General features: G+C 39.6%; 13 protein-coding genes. 1 reads left to right on the forward strand and 12 read right to left on the reverse strand.

The genetic code is table 11. From position 1 onward, the window contains the following. Window positions 1-699: 699 nt before the first annotated feature. Window positions 700-1,488 carry an MBL fold metallo-hydrolase gene (locus AC3CH7_RS05455; RefSeq protein WP_012293191.1) on the forward strand — a complete coding sequence of 263 codons (789 nt, stop codon included), beginning with the start codon at window positions 700-702 and terminating at the stop codon, window positions 1,486-1,488. Between the two features lie 73 nt (window positions 1,489-1,561). Here the strand turns inward: AC3CH7_RS05455 and pyrE are convergent, their stop codons facing one another. The 12 genes from pyrE to lspA form a co-directional block, all read right to left on the reverse strand. Continuing rightward, complete coding sequence (gene pyrE / locus AC3CH7_RS05460; RefSeq protein WP_031418938.1) at window positions 1,562-2,191, reverse strand: orotate phosphoribosyltransferase; 630 nt, start codon at window positions 2,189-2,191, stop codon at window positions 1,562-1,564. A gap of 3 nt (window positions 2,192-2,194) precedes the next feature. Then, on the reverse strand, window positions 2,195-2,899 hold the full coding sequence (gene pyrF, locus AC3CH7_RS05465) for an orotidine-5'-phosphate decarboxylase (RefSeq protein ID WP_036167383.1): 705 nt from the start codon (window positions 2,897-2,899) through the stop codon (window positions 2,195-2,197). After that, entirely contained in the window at window positions 2,899-3,810 is a 912-nt protein-coding gene (locus tag AC3CH7_RS05470; RefSeq protein WP_031418936.1) for a dihydroorotate dehydrogenase, read from the reverse strand. The genes pyrF and AC3CH7_RS05470 overlap by 1 nt, the downstream gene beginning before the upstream one ends. Beyond that, window positions 3,807-4,580, reverse strand: coding sequence for a dihydroorotate dehydrogenase electron transfer subunit (locus AC3CH7_RS05475; protein WP_012293188.1), 774 nt, complete (start codon window positions 4,578-4,580; stop codon window positions 3,807-3,809). The genes AC3CH7_RS05470 and AC3CH7_RS05475 overlap by 4 nt, the downstream gene beginning before the upstream one ends. A 1-nt stretch (window position 4,581) precedes the next feature. Next, on the reverse strand, window positions 4,582-7,779 hold the full coding sequence (gene carB / locus AC3CH7_RS05480; RefSeq protein WP_031418935.1) for a carbamoyl-phosphate synthase large subunit: 3,198 nt from the start codon (window positions 7,777-7,779) through the stop codon (window positions 4,582-4,584). Then, entirely contained in the window at window positions 7,772-8,872 is a 1,101-nt protein-coding gene (locus AC3CH7_RS05485; RefSeq protein ID WP_207889694.1) for a carbamoyl phosphate synthase small subunit, read from the reverse strand. Before AC3CH7_RS05485 ends, carB begins: the two co-directional genes overlap by 8 nt. Further along, the gene (gene pyrC, locus AC3CH7_RS05490) at window positions 8,872-10,149 is read right to left on the reverse strand and encodes a dihydroorotase (RefSeq protein ID WP_012293185.1); all 1,278 of its coding nucleotides are present in this window, start codon (window positions 10,147-10,149) and stop codon (window positions 8,872-8,874) included. The genes AC3CH7_RS05485 and pyrC overlap by 1 nt, the downstream gene beginning before the upstream one ends. Window position 10,150: 1 nt before the next feature. Further along, window positions 10,151-11,029, reverse strand: coding sequence for an aspartate carbamoyltransferase catalytic subunit (locus AC3CH7_RS05495; protein ID WP_036160943.1), 879 nt, complete (start codon window positions 11,027-11,029; stop codon window positions 10,151-10,153). 192 nt (window positions 11,030-11,221) lie between these two features. Further along, the gene (locus AC3CH7_RS05500) at window positions 11,222-12,532 is read right to left on the reverse strand and encodes a uracil-xanthine permease family protein (RefSeq protein ID WP_031418932.1); all 1,311 of its coding nucleotides are present in this window, start codon (window positions 12,530-12,532) and stop codon (window positions 11,222-11,224) included. Between the two features lie 14 nt (window positions 12,533-12,546). Beyond that, the gene (gene pyrR / locus AC3CH7_RS05505) at window positions 12,547-13,095 is read right to left on the reverse strand and encodes a bifunctional pyr operon transcriptional regulator/uracil phosphoribosyltransferase PyrR (RefSeq protein ID WP_031418931.1); all 549 of its coding nucleotides are present in this window, start codon (window positions 13,093-13,095) and stop codon (window positions 12,547-12,549) included. Window positions 13,096-13,336: 241 nt separating this feature from the next. Further along, entirely contained in the window at window positions 13,337-14,248 is a 912-nt protein-coding gene (locus tag AC3CH7_RS05510) for an RluA family pseudouridine synthase (RefSeq protein ID WP_012293181.1), read from the reverse strand. After that, window positions 14,245-14,724 (reverse strand): signal peptidase II, encoded by a 480-nt coding sequence (lspA, locus tag AC3CH7_RS05515; protein ID WP_080695172.1) that lies wholly within the window; start codon window positions 14,722-14,724, stop codon window positions 14,245-14,247. Before lspA ends, AC3CH7_RS05510 begins: the two co-directional genes overlap by 4 nt. Between the last annotated feature and the right edge of the window lie 125 nt (window positions 14,725-14,849).

A 14,849-nucleotide genomic window follows, 5' to 3' on the forward strand; every position in this document is an offset into this window, starting at 1 on the left:
CTTTATATCAGAATCATATTTAGTTTTTCTCTCTTCTCCCCTCATTTTTATATTGGCAAGTATGATTTTAATAATTTTTTCGCCTTCAACTCGTCAGCTGCTGATAGAATTATCTGAAAATTAAACTGTGCTATTATTTTAGCTAGAAAACATGTATAAACGCAAGTCCCTTTTTCAAATTATTTCAATCCAGCTTATAAATTTCCACCAGACATCTCCCTCTAAAAAATGCTCGTTTTATATTTTCGTTTTAAGAAATATTTTACTTTATCTTTACAAAGTTATAATTTATACAAAAATAAATTATTCAAATATAACAAAAAAAATCACACCACAAATTTACTTTTATAAATAAAACACAGTTAAACTCAAATAAATGAGTGTTTTATAGCAAAAAATAACAAATTAACTTTTATTTAAAAATTATATTTCACACATTTTTATTTTCAATGAATAATTTTGGACGTTGAAGTGCTAATATTTCAAATTACTTTAAGAAAACAATTTAAAGCTTTTAGTTTATAGCTATCTACCATACTTCTTAATTATTCCTAATTGCCTAATTTTTCTTTAATATTCAATATAGAAATACTATTTAGAATATTTTAAAAGGAAATTACATGATTTTATGTTAAAATTTCCAATGACAAAGTTTTATTATATTATTTTTCATTTCAACATAAGGAAAGGTTGGCTGTCATGGCAAAAATTAATGATGCATGGTTTACTGTAGAGGAAATCAATAATGAAACGTATGCTATAAGTGAATATGGTCATTGGGAAAAGGTGCATTCCTTTTTATTGCTTGGGGAGAAACAAGCTGTTCTTATTGATACAGGTCTTGGGATTGATAATATTCAAAGGATTAGTAAACAATTAACCTCTTTGCCCATTTCTGTGATTACAACACATGTTCATTGGGATCATATTGGCAGTCACGGAGCGTTTGATGATATTTATGTTCATAAAGATGAGGTTGATTGGCTAATCCATGGTATCCCTAAATTATCTATCGAACAGATTAGAACGGATGTTGGCCGTAATATTACGATACCTACACCTAAAACGTTTAATCCTTCGGACTACAAGCCTTTTCAGGGACAGCCTTCTGGTGTTTTAGAAGATGGTGATATTATAGATATAGGGAACCGAAAATTATCTATACTCCACACACCAGGGCATTCTCCTGGCCATATTGCTCTTTTGGATCATAAATATGGCTATTTGTTTACTGGGGACTTACTATATGATCAAGCACCTATTTATGCATTTTTTCCAACTACTAGCCCCGAGGATTTAGTCCAATCTTTAGAAAAAATAGCTAACTTATCTTCGCTTACGAAAATTTTTGGTTCTCATCACACATTAGGTCTTGACCCTTCTATCTTATTAGAGGTAAAAAAGGCAGTTATTACACTTCGAAAAAACAATCTAGTACATTTTGGGACAGGTATACATCGTTTTAATGGCTTTAGTATTCAATTTTAAATACCCTCTCCCTATTTAAATAGGAAGAAAAAAGCTGTTCTACAGGTCAAAAAACCAGTAGAACAGCTTTTTATTATAGCTCTCCTGCCTTTAATTTCGCATGCCACTCTTTTAAGAATGGAATATCTTCTTCTCTAATAGCACCTGATTCATTTGCTGCCTCAATCAGATAATCGAAATTAGTTAAGGAGACATATTGGATGCCAGCTTCATCAAATGCTTGTTCAGCTCGTGGAAGATTATATGTGTAGACACAAACAACTCCTAGTACTTCACAGCCTGCTGCACGCAATGCTTCAACTGCTGTAATGGAAGAACCACCAGTAGAAACGATATCCTCCACCACAACTACTTTTTGGCCCGCTGCGTATTTTCCTTCAATTTGATTGCCACGGCCATGTTCTTTCGCTTTAGAGCGTACATAGACCATTGGTAATTCTAAAATATCACTTACCCATGCTGCATGTGGGATACCTGCTGTTGCTGTACCAGCTACTATTTCAGTCGCTCCAAAATGCTCTTTAATTACAGCTGCTAAGCCAGTCGCAAGTTGTTTACGAATAACAGGGTCAGAGATTGTTAAACGTGTATCACAGTAAATAGGTGATTTTATACCAGATGCCCATGTAAATAATTCTGTTGGATTTAATTCTACAGCACCCACCTTTAGCATAGCGTGTGCAATTTCATTCTGTAATGTCATCATTTATGCCTCCCATAATTCACTTACGATTTTATATGCCGCTACTGGATCTTGTGCACCTGTTACAGCACGTCCAACAACGATGAGTGACGAACCTTCACGTTTTGCTCCATCCGGTGTGGCAATACGTTTTTGATCGTGTGCAGCGCCACCGGCTAGACGAATTCCTGGTGTTACCCGAAGAAAATCCTCTCCACACACTTCAGCTATTGCCTTAGCCTCATGTACCGAACAAACGACACCCTGTAAGGCAGCTTGTTTTGTTAGACGTGCATAATGTAGAACAGACTCCTGTAAGGATAAAGCAATTCTTTGCTCCGTCTGCATTTGCTCCTCTGTTGTGGATGTTAATTGTGTTACAGCAATTAATGCTGGACGTTCTTTGCCTACAGGTGTTCCTGCTTCTAGACCCTCTAGGGCAGCCTCCATCATTGGACGTCCACCTGCCGCATGGACATTTACTAAATTCACTCCTAGTTTGGCTAAGCCCTTCATAGCAGAGCCTACTGTATTCGGGATATCATGTAGTTTTAAATCAAGGAAAACATCATGACCTAACTCTTTTACTTTGCGTACAATATCAGGCCCTTCTTGCATATATAATTCCATTCCAATTTTCACGAAAAGAGGCTCATGGAAGTGCTTTAAGAAATCGAATACTTCTTTTTCTCCTGGAAAATCTAATGCTAGTATAGGCTTAGTATTCATCAACGATGGCTCCTTCCAATAATATCTGTTATATGTTCTACCTCAAGTGCGTCAAGTTTTGCTGGTAAATCATCAATAATATTTGGGCAAACGAAGTGGTCCACAAAATTTGCAGTTCCTATTGCCACAGCTGAAGCACCTGCCGACATAAAATCAATGACATCCTGTGCTTCTGTCACACCACCCATGCCAATTATCGGAATATTAACAGCCTTGTACACCTCATAAACCATTCGGATGGCAATGGGCTTTACAGCAGGACCCGATAAACCACCTGTGCCATTTGCGATGACTGGTTTCCCTGTCCGCTCATCTAAACGCATACCTACTAAAGTGTTAATCATTGTTATGCCATCCGCGCCACCCGCTTCGACAGCTAAAGCAATGTCTACGATATTTGTTACATTCGGTGATAACTTCACATAAACAGGAACAGTGGATACAGCTTTAACCGCCTTGACAAGCTCACGTGCTGTGTCTGGATCTGTCCCAAATTGAATGCCACCACATTTAACATTTGGACATGAAATATTCAGCTCCAAAGCTTGGACATTAGGTGCTGCTGAAATACGTCTCGCTACTTCTACATAATCTGCAGTCTCTGTTCCAGCCACATTGGCGATAATTGGTACATCATAGCCCTCTAAAAATTTCAATTCCTCATTCATCACTTTTTCAATGCCAGGATTTTGTAGCCCAATTGCATTTAACATCCCTGCTGCTGTTTCAGCCACACGCGGCGTTGGATTACCTGCACGAGTTTCAACTGTTGTTGCTTTAATCATTATTGCCCCTAACTTGGATAGATCGTAAAGCTGTGCATATTCACGTCCAAAACCAAAGCAACCGGAAGCAGGCATAATAGGGTTTTTTAAATCTAAACCTGGTAATTGAATGTTTAAACGACTCATAATGCCACCGTACCTTTCGGGAAAACTGGACCATCAGAGCATACTTTGACATAGTCTTTTGCTATTTGATCGGTTGTTTTGCAGACACATGCAAAACAAGCACCAATACCACAGCCCATACGCTCTTCAAATGATAAATAACCTTCTTTTTCTGGATAGAAGCCTTCAAGTGCTTTTAACATTGGGAGAGGACCGCAAGAATAAAAGACATCAAATTCAGGTGCTCGAGACTCTAACACATTTGTCACAAAGCCTTTTGTCCCTTTAGAGCCGTCAACCGTTACATAATGCGTTTCCCCAAGGGCGCTGAATTCCTCTTCATAGAAGCATACATCTTCCGTTTGAAAGCCAAGCACATGTATTGTTTTAACACCACGTGCGTTTAATTGCTTGGAAAGCTCATGTAGTGGAGGCACTCCGATTCCCCCTCCGACTAGTAGAGCTGTTCCTCCCTCTTTTACTGCATCTACTGGGAAACCATTTCCAATTGGTCCGAGGACATTGACCTGTTGACCTTCACGATTTGTTGCTAATACTTTGGTACCACGACCCTCAGCACGATAAATCATTGTAAATTCATTGTTATCTTTATCTATATTTGCAATACTAATTGGTCGACGTAAAAGCGGCTCCAACGAATCCGACACCTTTACATGGACAAACTGGCCAGGAGTCATATCCTGAACCAGTTCACCATGAAGTGTCAGTTCGAAAATGTTTGTCGCAATTTGCTTTTGGGAGACGACCCTCATTTTCTCTTGACGTATCATATTAGTGTACTACCTCCGCTTTTGGCATTTCTTCTGCTGTAAATGTCATAGATTCAATGACACGTACCATTGCTTCTGCCGTATCTAAAGATGTGAGACAAGGTACGCCATTTTCTACAGACTCACGACGAATTCGGAAACCATCTCGAGCTGGTTGCTTACCTTTTGTTAATGTATTAACGACAAGCTGAGCTTCGCCATTTTGGATTAAATCAATCAGTGTTTGTCCCTTCGCACCAATCTTGCCAACAACATCCGTGCGCACTCCAGCAGCTTCAAATGCTTTTGCTGTTCCCTCAGTAGCTACAATGCGATAGCCTACTGTTGAGAAACGTTTTGCTAATGCGATTGCTTCTTCTTTATCCTTATCAGATACCGTAAACAATACTGTTCCTTCTGTGCGAATTTCCATTCCTGCTGCAACTAAGCCTTTGTAAAGTGCTTTTTCTAATGTTGCATCTTTGCCCATTACTTCCCCAGTAGATTTCATTTCAGGGCCTAATGTTATATCTACACGGCGTAGTTTGGCAAATGAGAACACTGGTACTTTCACAAATACACCTTTTTGCTCAGGGGCTAATCCTGTTGGATAGCCCTGCTCGACAATCGATTTCCCTAGAATTGCTTTCGTTGCAATATTAGCCATAGGGATATTTGTAATTTTACTTAAGAATGGTACTGTACGTGATGAACGTGGGTTCACCTCAATGACATATACCTCACCTTGGGAAATTACATATTGAATGTTCATTAAGCCTACGATTCCAAGACCTTTTGCAAGACGTGTTGTATAATCTACTAATGTATCTTTTTGATACTGTGTTAATTTCTGTGGTGGGTAAACTGATATAGAGTCACCAGAGTGAACCCCTGCGCGCTCAATATGCTCCATAATACCTGGGATTAATACATGTTCTCCATCACAGATAGCATCTACTTCAATTTCCTGCCCTGTTAGATAACGGTCCACTAATACCGGATGATCTGGAGATGCTTCCACTGCGTTCTCCATATAGTGCTGTAATTCTTCTTGGTTGTAAACAATTTCCATTGCACGTCCACCTAGAACATAGGAAGGACGGACAAGTACCGGGAAGCCCAGACGCTCACCAATGGCAAGTGCTTCAACTGTAGAAACCGCTGTTTCACCCTGTGGCTGTGGAATGTTTAAGTCACGTAAAGCCTGTTCGAATTTATCGCGGTTTTCTGCACGGTCGATATCCTCTAGAGAAGTTCCTAGGATTTTCACACCATTTGCAGCTAACTTATCGGCAAGGTTAATCGCAGTTTGACCACCGAATTGAACAACAACTCCAATTGGCTGTTCTAAGTCGATAATATGCATAACATCCTCGATTGTTAATGGCTCGAAGTATAATTTATCGGAAATTGAGAAGTCCGTAGACACTGTTTCTGGATTTGAGTTGATAATGATAGCTTCATAGCCTGCCTCTTGAATGGCCCATACTGAATGGACGGTAGCATAGTCGAATTCTACCCCCTGTCCAATGCGGATAGGTCCTGAACCTAGTACTACTACAGAAGGTTTTTCTGACTTAATGGATTCGTTTTCTTCCTCATATGTGCCGTAGAAGTAAGGTGTTTCAGATTCAAACTCTGCTGCACATGTATCAACCATTTTATAGACAGGAATAATACCTTGCTCTTTACGATATGCGTAGATGGCTGCTTCAGTCGTGTCCCAAAGCTCAGCAATTTTCTTATCTGCAAAGCCTAAACGTTTTGCTGTACGAAGCACTTCTTTATCATTTTTATGGTCAGCTAGCGTTTGTTCCATATCTACAATGTTTTTAAATTTGTTTAAGAAGAATAAGTCAATAGCTGACCATTCATGGATTTGTTCAATTGTCACACCACGGCGTAATGCTTCACCGATGAAGAATAAACGCTCATCCCCAGCCTTGCGGATACGTTTTTCAATCCAAGAATCCGAGTTGTCTTCAGCGTGCTTTAGCTCTAAGTGTACTTGACCTGTTTCAAGTGAACGAACCGCCTTTAACATGGCTTCCTCGAATGTACGGCCTAGTGCCATCACTTCACCAGTAGCTTTCATTTGCGTGCCAAGATTACGCTTTGCTGATTCGAATTTGTCGAATGGCCAGCGTGGGATTTTAGCGACAATATAGTCAAGAGCTGGCTCAAAGCAAGCATAGGTTGATCCTGTTACAGGGTTTTTAATTTCATCTAATGTTAAACCAACTGCAATTTTTGCTGCTAGCTTAGCAATTGGATAGCCTGTTGCTTTAGAAGCTAGCGCAGAAGAACGTGATACACGCGGATTTACTTCAATTACATAGTAGTTGAAGCTATATGGATCAAGCGCTAGTTGGACGTTACAGCCACCTTCAATTTTTAACGCACGAATAATATCTAATGAAATATTACGTAGCATTTGATTTTCACGATCCGAGAGAGTTTGAGTCGGTGCTACTACAATCGAATCCCCCGTGTGAATTCCTACTGGGTCAACATTTTCCATGTTACATACTACAATGGCATTGTCCACTGCATCGCGCATTACTTCATATTCTATCTCTTTATAGCCTGCAATAGATTTTTCTAGTAAACATTGTGTTACTGGTGAATATTTAAGACCGGATGTTACGATTTCCTCTAAATCCTGATCATTGTAGCAAATGCCGCCTCCTGTACCACCAAGCGTAAAGGCTGGACGAACAATAACAGGGTAACCAATTTTGACTACAAATCTTTTCGCTTCGTCTAAGGAATGAATAATATCAGACTCAGGTACTGGAGCACCTAATTCGTACATTAAGTTACGGAATAAATCTCGGTCCTCTGCTTTATGAATAGCATCTAGTTTTGTACCAAGGATTTCTATACCCAGCTCATCTAGAATGCCTGATTTATCTAATTCAATCGCCATGTTAAGACCAGTTTGACCACCAAGTGTTGGCAAAATAGCATCTGGGCGTTCTTTACGTAAAATACGAGATACAAAATCAAGAGAAATCGGTTCGATATAAACTTTGTCCGCAATTTCTGTATCTGTCATAATTGTGGCAGGGTTTGAGTTAATTAAGATAACACGGTAGCCCTCTTCTTTTAATGACAAACAAGCTTGTGTTCCTGCGTAGTCAAATTCTGCTGCTTGCCCGATGACGATTGGGCCTGAGCCGATTACTAAAATTGTTTCAATATCTGTACGTTTAGGCATGTTGTTTCCCCTTCCCTGCTTCTTCTTCCATCATTTCAATAAATTCATCAAATAAGTGGTTTGAATCTTCTGGTCCTGGTGATGCTTCTGGATGGTATTGTACTGTAAAAATTGGATATTTTTTATGACGTACCCCTTCACACGTACCATCATTTAAGGCGATATGTGTTAATTCTAGATCAGTATCTTGTAATGATTCGATATCAATAGCGTAGCCGTGATTTTGAGATGTTAAATCTGTACGACCTGTGCGTAAATCTTTTACTGGATGATTGCCACCACGGTGTCCAAACGGTAGTTTAAAGGCTTTCGCTCCACTTGCTAAGGAAAAGATTTGATGACCTAAGCAAATCCCGAACATTGGCACTTTTCCAATTAAGTTACGTACTGTTTCTATTCCCTCTTGGACATCTTCTGGATTCCCTGGTCCGTTTGAGAGCATAATGCCATCTGGATGCCAAGCTAAAATTTGTTCAGCTGATGTATTGTAAGGAACTACTAGTACATCACAATCACGTTTATTTAATTCTCGAAGGATGCCATGTTTCATACCGTAGTCAATTAAGACCACTCGTTTACCTCGACCAGGTGATGGATAGGCTGCTTTTGGCGATACTTCACGTACATGGTGTGTTATAGCTGGTGTCGCTTGCAGTTGCGTCACAACTTCACTCACATTTACCTCTTCATTGGCCGCTGTTAAAATCGCCTTTACTGATCCTTTACTACGAATAATACGTGTTAATTTACGCGTATCAATCCCCTCTATACCCGGGATATCTTTTGATGTTAAATACTCATCTAACGTTAAATCGCAACGGAAGTTAGAAGGCGTTTTAGCAAGTTCGCGTACAACAAATCCACGTATAGCTGGCGTAATGGATTCAAAATCATCTCGGTTAATGCCGTAGTTTCCTACCATTGGATACGTCAATGTAACAATTTGACCATAGAACGAAGGGTCTGAAATAGTTTCTTGATATCCCGTCATACCTGTCGTAAATACAACCTCACCTTGTGAAGCGCGATCACTCCCAAATGCTGTACCTGTAAATACTGTGCCATCCTCTAAAACTAGTAAACGTTTTTTCATTACTCTGCCTCCTGATATACGATATTTCCTTCAAAAATTGTTAGGACCGGCCAACCTTTTGCAACCCAACCGTTAAATGGTGTATTACGTCCTTTTGATACAAAGCCTTCTGCATCAATTGTTTGTTCTTTTTGAATATCTATTAAAATCATATCCGCTGAAGCACCCACTGCTAATGTGCCATAGGGTAGATCAAAAATTTCAGCTGCCTTCACTGACATCCAGTCTATTAATTGTTTTAAAGTCCATTTCCCTGTTTCAACAAATTGTGTATATAGTAGTGGGAAGGCTGTTTCGAAACCTACAATACCAAACGGTGCCCCCACCATACCACAGCATTTTTCTTCCACTGTATGTGGTGCATGGTCTGTTGCAATACAATCGATAGTTCCATCTAGTAGTGCTGCATGCAGTGAATCTTTGTCATCAGCCCCACGCAATGGTGGATTCATTTTCCAGTTTGCATCATCGGATGGAATATCCATTTCTTCGAGTAATAAATGATGCGGACAAACCTCTGCTGTTACACGAATTCCGGCTGCCTTTGCATCTCTTACCGCACGAACAGATTCTTTTGTTGATACGTGACAAACATGGTAGCGTGCACCTGCAGCCTCAGCAAGCAGTACATCTCGTGCAATTTGAACGGATTCGCAAATGGATGGAATCCCCGGAAGATCAAGCTCCTTATTACGCTTTCCTTCATGCATAACCCCATCATAAATTAATGAATTATCCTCGCAATGGGCCACAACTACCATGTCGTGCTTGGCAGCATCCTTCATTTGCTCGTACATGGTTGAAGCAAGCTGAATTCCTACACCATCATCTGAGAACGCTACAGCTCCATATGCTTTTAACTCCTCCACATTTGTTCGAACTTCCCCAGAAATATCCTTTGTTAGTGAACCGTATGGAAGTACTCGAATCACAGCACTTTCTTTAATCAGCCCATTAATAAGCTGCATGTTTTCCACTGAATCTGGTACCGGCTTCGTATTTGGCATGGCACAAATTGTCGTAAAGCCACCCTTTGCTGCAGAGGCAGACCCTGTCGCTATTGTTTCTTTATGTTCAAAGCCTGGCTCTCGTAAATGTGTATGCACATCGACAAACCCTGGTGCTACAATCAAGCCATTTCCTTCAATGACCTCTGCATTTACTACCGTTACCTCTTGGCCAATTGCTGTAATTTTTCCATCTGCCATGGCGATATTGACTGTTTGCAGCTCACCTTGTTCATTTAACATTTGTACATTTCGAAGTACTTTTTTCATGTTATTCTCTCCCCTTTAAAATTGTTTCCACAATTGCCATCCGTGTATAGACTCCATTTCGCACCTGCTCGAAAATTCGAGAGCGTCCACACTCTACAAGCTCAGAAGCAATTTCTACATCACGATTCACTGGTGCTGGATGCATAATAATAGCTGATTCTTTCATTAGCTTTTCTCGTTCTATTGTTAAGCCGTATTCTTGATGGTAGCCTTCTTTCGAAAAGCTTTTATTTACTTTATGACGTTCATGTTGCACACGTAATAGCATAATGACATCGCTAATTTCGATTAGATCATCCCAAGAATGATGCGCTTCAAATCCTCCTGCCCATTCTTCTGGACAAAGGAAGTGCACTTTTGCCCCTAAACGTTGCAATGCATGGGCGTTTGATTTTGCTACTCGACTATGTGAGATATCTCCAACTATCGTAATATTGAGCCCTTCAAAATACCCAAACTCTTTTTTTATTGTATATAGATCCAATAATGATTGGGATGGATGCTGTCCTGCACCGTCCCCTGCATTGATGATTGCTACATTAATACCATTTAGTAGCTCATTATAATATTCATCCTCTGATGCTCGAATAATGACTGCATCTAAACCTATCATTTCTAAAGTTTTGACCGTATCGTACATGGTCTCCCCTTTAGTAACACTCGAAAATCCCGCATCGAAAGGAATGATATGACAGCCAATTTTATGCTCAGCCATTTCGAAGCTTGATTTTGTCCGTGTACTTGGTTCAAAAAATAAGTTGGCAACGTTGTATGTCCGAGATAACGATGATGTTTCACCATTTTCAAAAGCTTGCGCAAGATCTAGGATGTGGTGAATCTCTTCTGTTGTTAAATGTTCCATCGATAATAAGTTCTTCATCATGTGACCCCCATAAGGTTGTGTGTCATGAACGTCTATGTATGACGTTCTTTTCATAAAGTAAAAGCCCCGTTGATGTCATCAACGAGGCATAAGGAGGCGTGACAAACTACAGCAGGGAATCATCCTTACTTTAGCCTATCCACAACTTCCCTTTTTTTGCCTCTCTGGACAATTCATTAAAAGGTACTACTATGAATTTTTATTTTGATTGTATGGTACGGGTTTTTCGGCTTCCTTCTTACCTGGTAATATGGCATTCAATAGGACACCGATGATGGCAGCTAGTGCCATTCCTTCAATACTCAATGATTCTGAAATGACGAACTTTGCACCGCCAATCCCGATGACTAAAATCACTGAGGCAATCACTAGATTACGACTATTTCCAAAATCAATATGATTATCTACAAGCATACGTAAACCACTAGCTGCGATAATACCGAAGAGCAAGATGGACACTCCACCTAATACTGCGGTTGGAATAGTTGCAATCACTGCCATTGCTTTCCCGAAGAATGATAGTAATATGGCTACTATTGCAGCACCTGCTATAACGTACACACTATAAACACGAGTAATTGCTAGAACACCAATATTCTCACCGTAAGTTGTTTTAGGTGGACCACCGATTAATGCACTTACGAATGTGCCAAGTCCATCACCTAGTAGGGAACGGTGTAAACCAGGTTCTTTAATGTAATCACGGTTAACTACTTTCCCTAATACAAGCTGATGACCAATATGTTCAGAAATCGTTACAATCACGATTGGTACCATGACAAGTAGAATTTTTGTTGTGATTTCAAATTCATAATGTACACCTGGTAGCAAGAAGTCCGGCATAGCAAAGAATTTTGCGTTGGCAATCGGTGTATAATCTACAATGTCGACAATCATGGAGTAAATATAACCTACGATTAAGCCCATCAAAATTGGCATTGTACTTAAAATTCCTTTAAAGAAAATCGTGAAGATAATTGCTGTAAAGACTGTGACTAAAGCGGCAGAGAAATGTAAAAAGCTATATTCCCCGTTAACATTCATCGCCATATTCACGGCCGTACCCGATAGTCCAAGTCCAATAACCATAATTACTGGTCCTACTACAATCGGTGGCAAAATTTTCATTATCCACTTATAACCACTTTTCCAAATGATTAAAGATACGATTCCGTACGTGATTCCGACAGCCATTGCGCCAATCATGGCATTTCCAGGGTTTACACTGGAGCCATCCTCATTCAAACCACCTGCCGCCAGTAATATTGGAGCAATAAAGGCAAAGGAGGAGCCTAAGTAAGCGGGTACCTGAAATTTTGTAATTAATAGGAAGAATATTGTTGCAATCCCACTTGTTAAAAGGGCAATTGCAGGGCTAAGACCTACTAACTGTGGCACTAAGATTGTTGACCCAAACATGGCAAACATATGCTGGAAGCTTAATGTCACTAGCTGAAGTGGGGTTGGCTTATCCTTAATATCTAATACTGCATTTGACATTTTATTTCCTCACTTTATTGTTCGTCTTCTTTATAAATAATAACGCCATCTTCTCCATCTACATCTTGTAAATTGACAATGATGCGCTCAGAGCCAGAAGTCGGAACATTTTTCCCCACGTAGTCTGCTCTGATTGGTAACTCTCGATGTCCTCTATCAACTAGAACAGCTAATTGAATTTGAGCAGGTCTTCCTAAATCCATGATAGCGTCTAGTGCTGCACGAACTGTTCGTCCTGTATAAAGAACATCATCGACTAAAATAATCTTTTGATTTTTCACTTCATGCTCAATGTCAACTTGCTCAACATGTGCTTGTTCATTTTCATGTTTCGTTGTTAAATCATCCCGGTAAAGTGTAATATCAAGCTCCCCAGTACGAATTGGTTTACCTTCGATTTTTTCAATTCGTTGTGCTAAGCGTTTGGCTAGAAAAGCACCTCGTGTTTTAATGCCAACTAAAATACATTCATCGATTCCTTTGTTGCGTTCAATAATTTCATGAGCAATACGTGTTAATGCTCGTGCCATTGATGGGCCATCTAACAATTCATTTTGAGCCAAATTCGTTTCCCCCTCTCTACAATCTATTGTGAGCATGTGTCCATAAAAAAACCTCTCGAGGCGAATAGCCTGAGAGGGTTGTATACGTGTTTAAAAAGCATGTCGAAAAAAATTTGCAGCACAAATTTTTTGCAACACTATCACATGTCCCTTCTCAGCCTCTCTGGACTGCTATTAAAGGTGAATATTTAATTAGTTTGTTCATTCACTGTCGTTAGTATAGACTTTCTTTGCGTATACGTCAATGCCTATTTCGTAATTCATTTAATAATTGCTCATAATCAGCAGGAAGTGGCGTTTCAAACTCTAAGTATTCACCTGAAGAAGGATGATTGAAGCCTAGCGTTGCTGCATGAAGAACTTGTCCACCAAAATCAATTGTCTTTTTCGGTCCATACTTTGGATCCCCAACAAGCGGGAAACCGATATAATTCATATGCACACGAATTTGATGTGTTCGTCCTGTTTCTAGACGACATTCTACAAGCGTATAATCACCAAAGCGCTCTACCACATGAAAATGCGTAACAGCATGTTTACCATTATCGACAATAGCCTGCTTCTGACGGTCTTTCTGATCACGACCGATTGGCGCATCAATAGTCCCTTTATCATGTGCAATATGCCCATGTACAAGAGCAATATATTTACGAGTAACAGTTTTATTGACTAACTGATCCACTAACGATTCATGGGCTACATCGTTTTTGGCAACCATTAATAAGCCTGATGTATCTTTATCGATACGATGGACTATACCTGGACGCATAATCCCGTTGATACCCGATAAATCTTTACATTGATACATCAACCCATTTACTAGCGTGCCTGTCATATGCCCTGGTGCTGGATGAACGACCATACCCTTTGGTTTATTCACAACAAGAACATCAGCATCCTCATAAACAATATCAAGTGCTAGGTTTTCTGCGATTACATCAAGTGGTTCAGCTTCTGGTACATCAATAGCAATAACGTCCCCCGCTTTTACCTTATATTTTGCTTTCACAGCATCGCCATTTACCTTGATATTTCCGTCACTAATCCAGTTCCCAATCTGTGTGCGCGACCATTCAGATTGTAAGCTTGAAAGTGCTTTATCAATGCGCTCTCCTTGCTGTTGTTCTTCGATTGTATATGTTACTTCCGTCATTGTTTCACCTGTTTCTTCTCTTTTTTATCTTCCCTAATCAAGCCAATCATTAGTATAACAACAGCAATGGTCAACGCAGCATCTGCCACATTAAAAATTGGGAAATCATACTGAATAATCGGAATTAAAACATCTACAAAATCAACCACTTCTCCTCTAAATAAACGATCGATAAAGTTCCCTATTGCTCCACCAAGTAATAGCATTAAGCCCACTTGAAAAATTGGCTTCCCTTTCGCTTCTTTATGATAAAAATAGACAATGGCACAGATAACGGCAATTGTCACGATGCTAAACAGCCACATTTGCCCTTCTAGCATCCCCCATGCTGCACCTCTATTACGATGTGATAAAATGCCAAACCATGGATCTACTACAGCAATACGTTCACCATACTCCATATTTTTCACAATCAACCACTTTGTCCATTGATCCAATAATACGACAAAGGCAGCCAATCCATAATATTTATACACAAACATTCCTCCGTTCGCTCAACATCTAACCTATTCTACCATATCAGCACCATTCACAATAACTAATATCACATCAAAAATATGGCGATTCCAAATGTATTGAAAATACAAAAAAGCTATCTCTA

The organism is Lysinibacillus sp. F12 (assembly GCF_057773605.1).

Coding starts and splice junctions, on each gene's coding strand:
- pyrE (WP_031418938.1), bottom strand. CDS start 2,191: ATGACATTACAGAATGAAATTGCACACGCTATGCTAAAGGTGGGTGCT.
- AC3CH7_RS05455 (WP_012293191.1), top strand. CDS start 700: ATGGCAAAAATTAATGATGCATGGTTTACTGTAGAGGAAATCAATAAT.
- carB (WP_031418935.1), bottom strand. CDS start 7,779: ATGCCTAAACGTACAGATATTGAAACAATTTTAGTAATCGGCTCAGGC.
- AC3CH7_RS05500 (WP_031418932.1), bottom strand. CDS start 12,532: ATGTCAAATGCAGTATTAGATATTAAGGATAAGCCAACCCCACTTCAG.
- AC3CH7_RS05470 (WP_031418936.1), bottom strand. CDS start 3,810: ATGAGTCGTTTAAACATTCAATTACCAGGTTTAGATTTAAAAAACCCT.
- AC3CH7_RS05475 (WP_012293188.1), bottom strand. CDS start 4,580: ATGATACGTCAAGAGAAAATGAGGGTCGTCTCCCAAAAGCAAATTGCG.
- AC3CH7_RS05510 (WP_012293181.1), bottom strand. CDS start 14,248: ATGACGGAAGTAACATATACAATCGAAGAACAACAGCAAGGAGAGCGC.
- AC3CH7_RS05495 (WP_036160943.1), bottom strand. CDS start 11,029: ATGAAGAACTTATTATCGATGGAACATTTAACAACAGAAGAGATTCAC.
- AC3CH7_RS05485 (WP_207889694.1), bottom strand. CDS start 8,872: ATGAAAAAACGTTTACTAGTTTTAGAGGATGGCACAGTATTTACAGGT.
- pyrC (WP_012293185.1), bottom strand. CDS start 10,149: ATGAAAAAAGTACTTCGAAATGTACAAATGTTAAATGAACAAGGTGAG.
- pyrF (WP_036167383.1), bottom strand. CDS start 2,899: ATGAATACTAAGCCTATACTAGCATTAGATTTTCCAGGAGAAAAAGAA.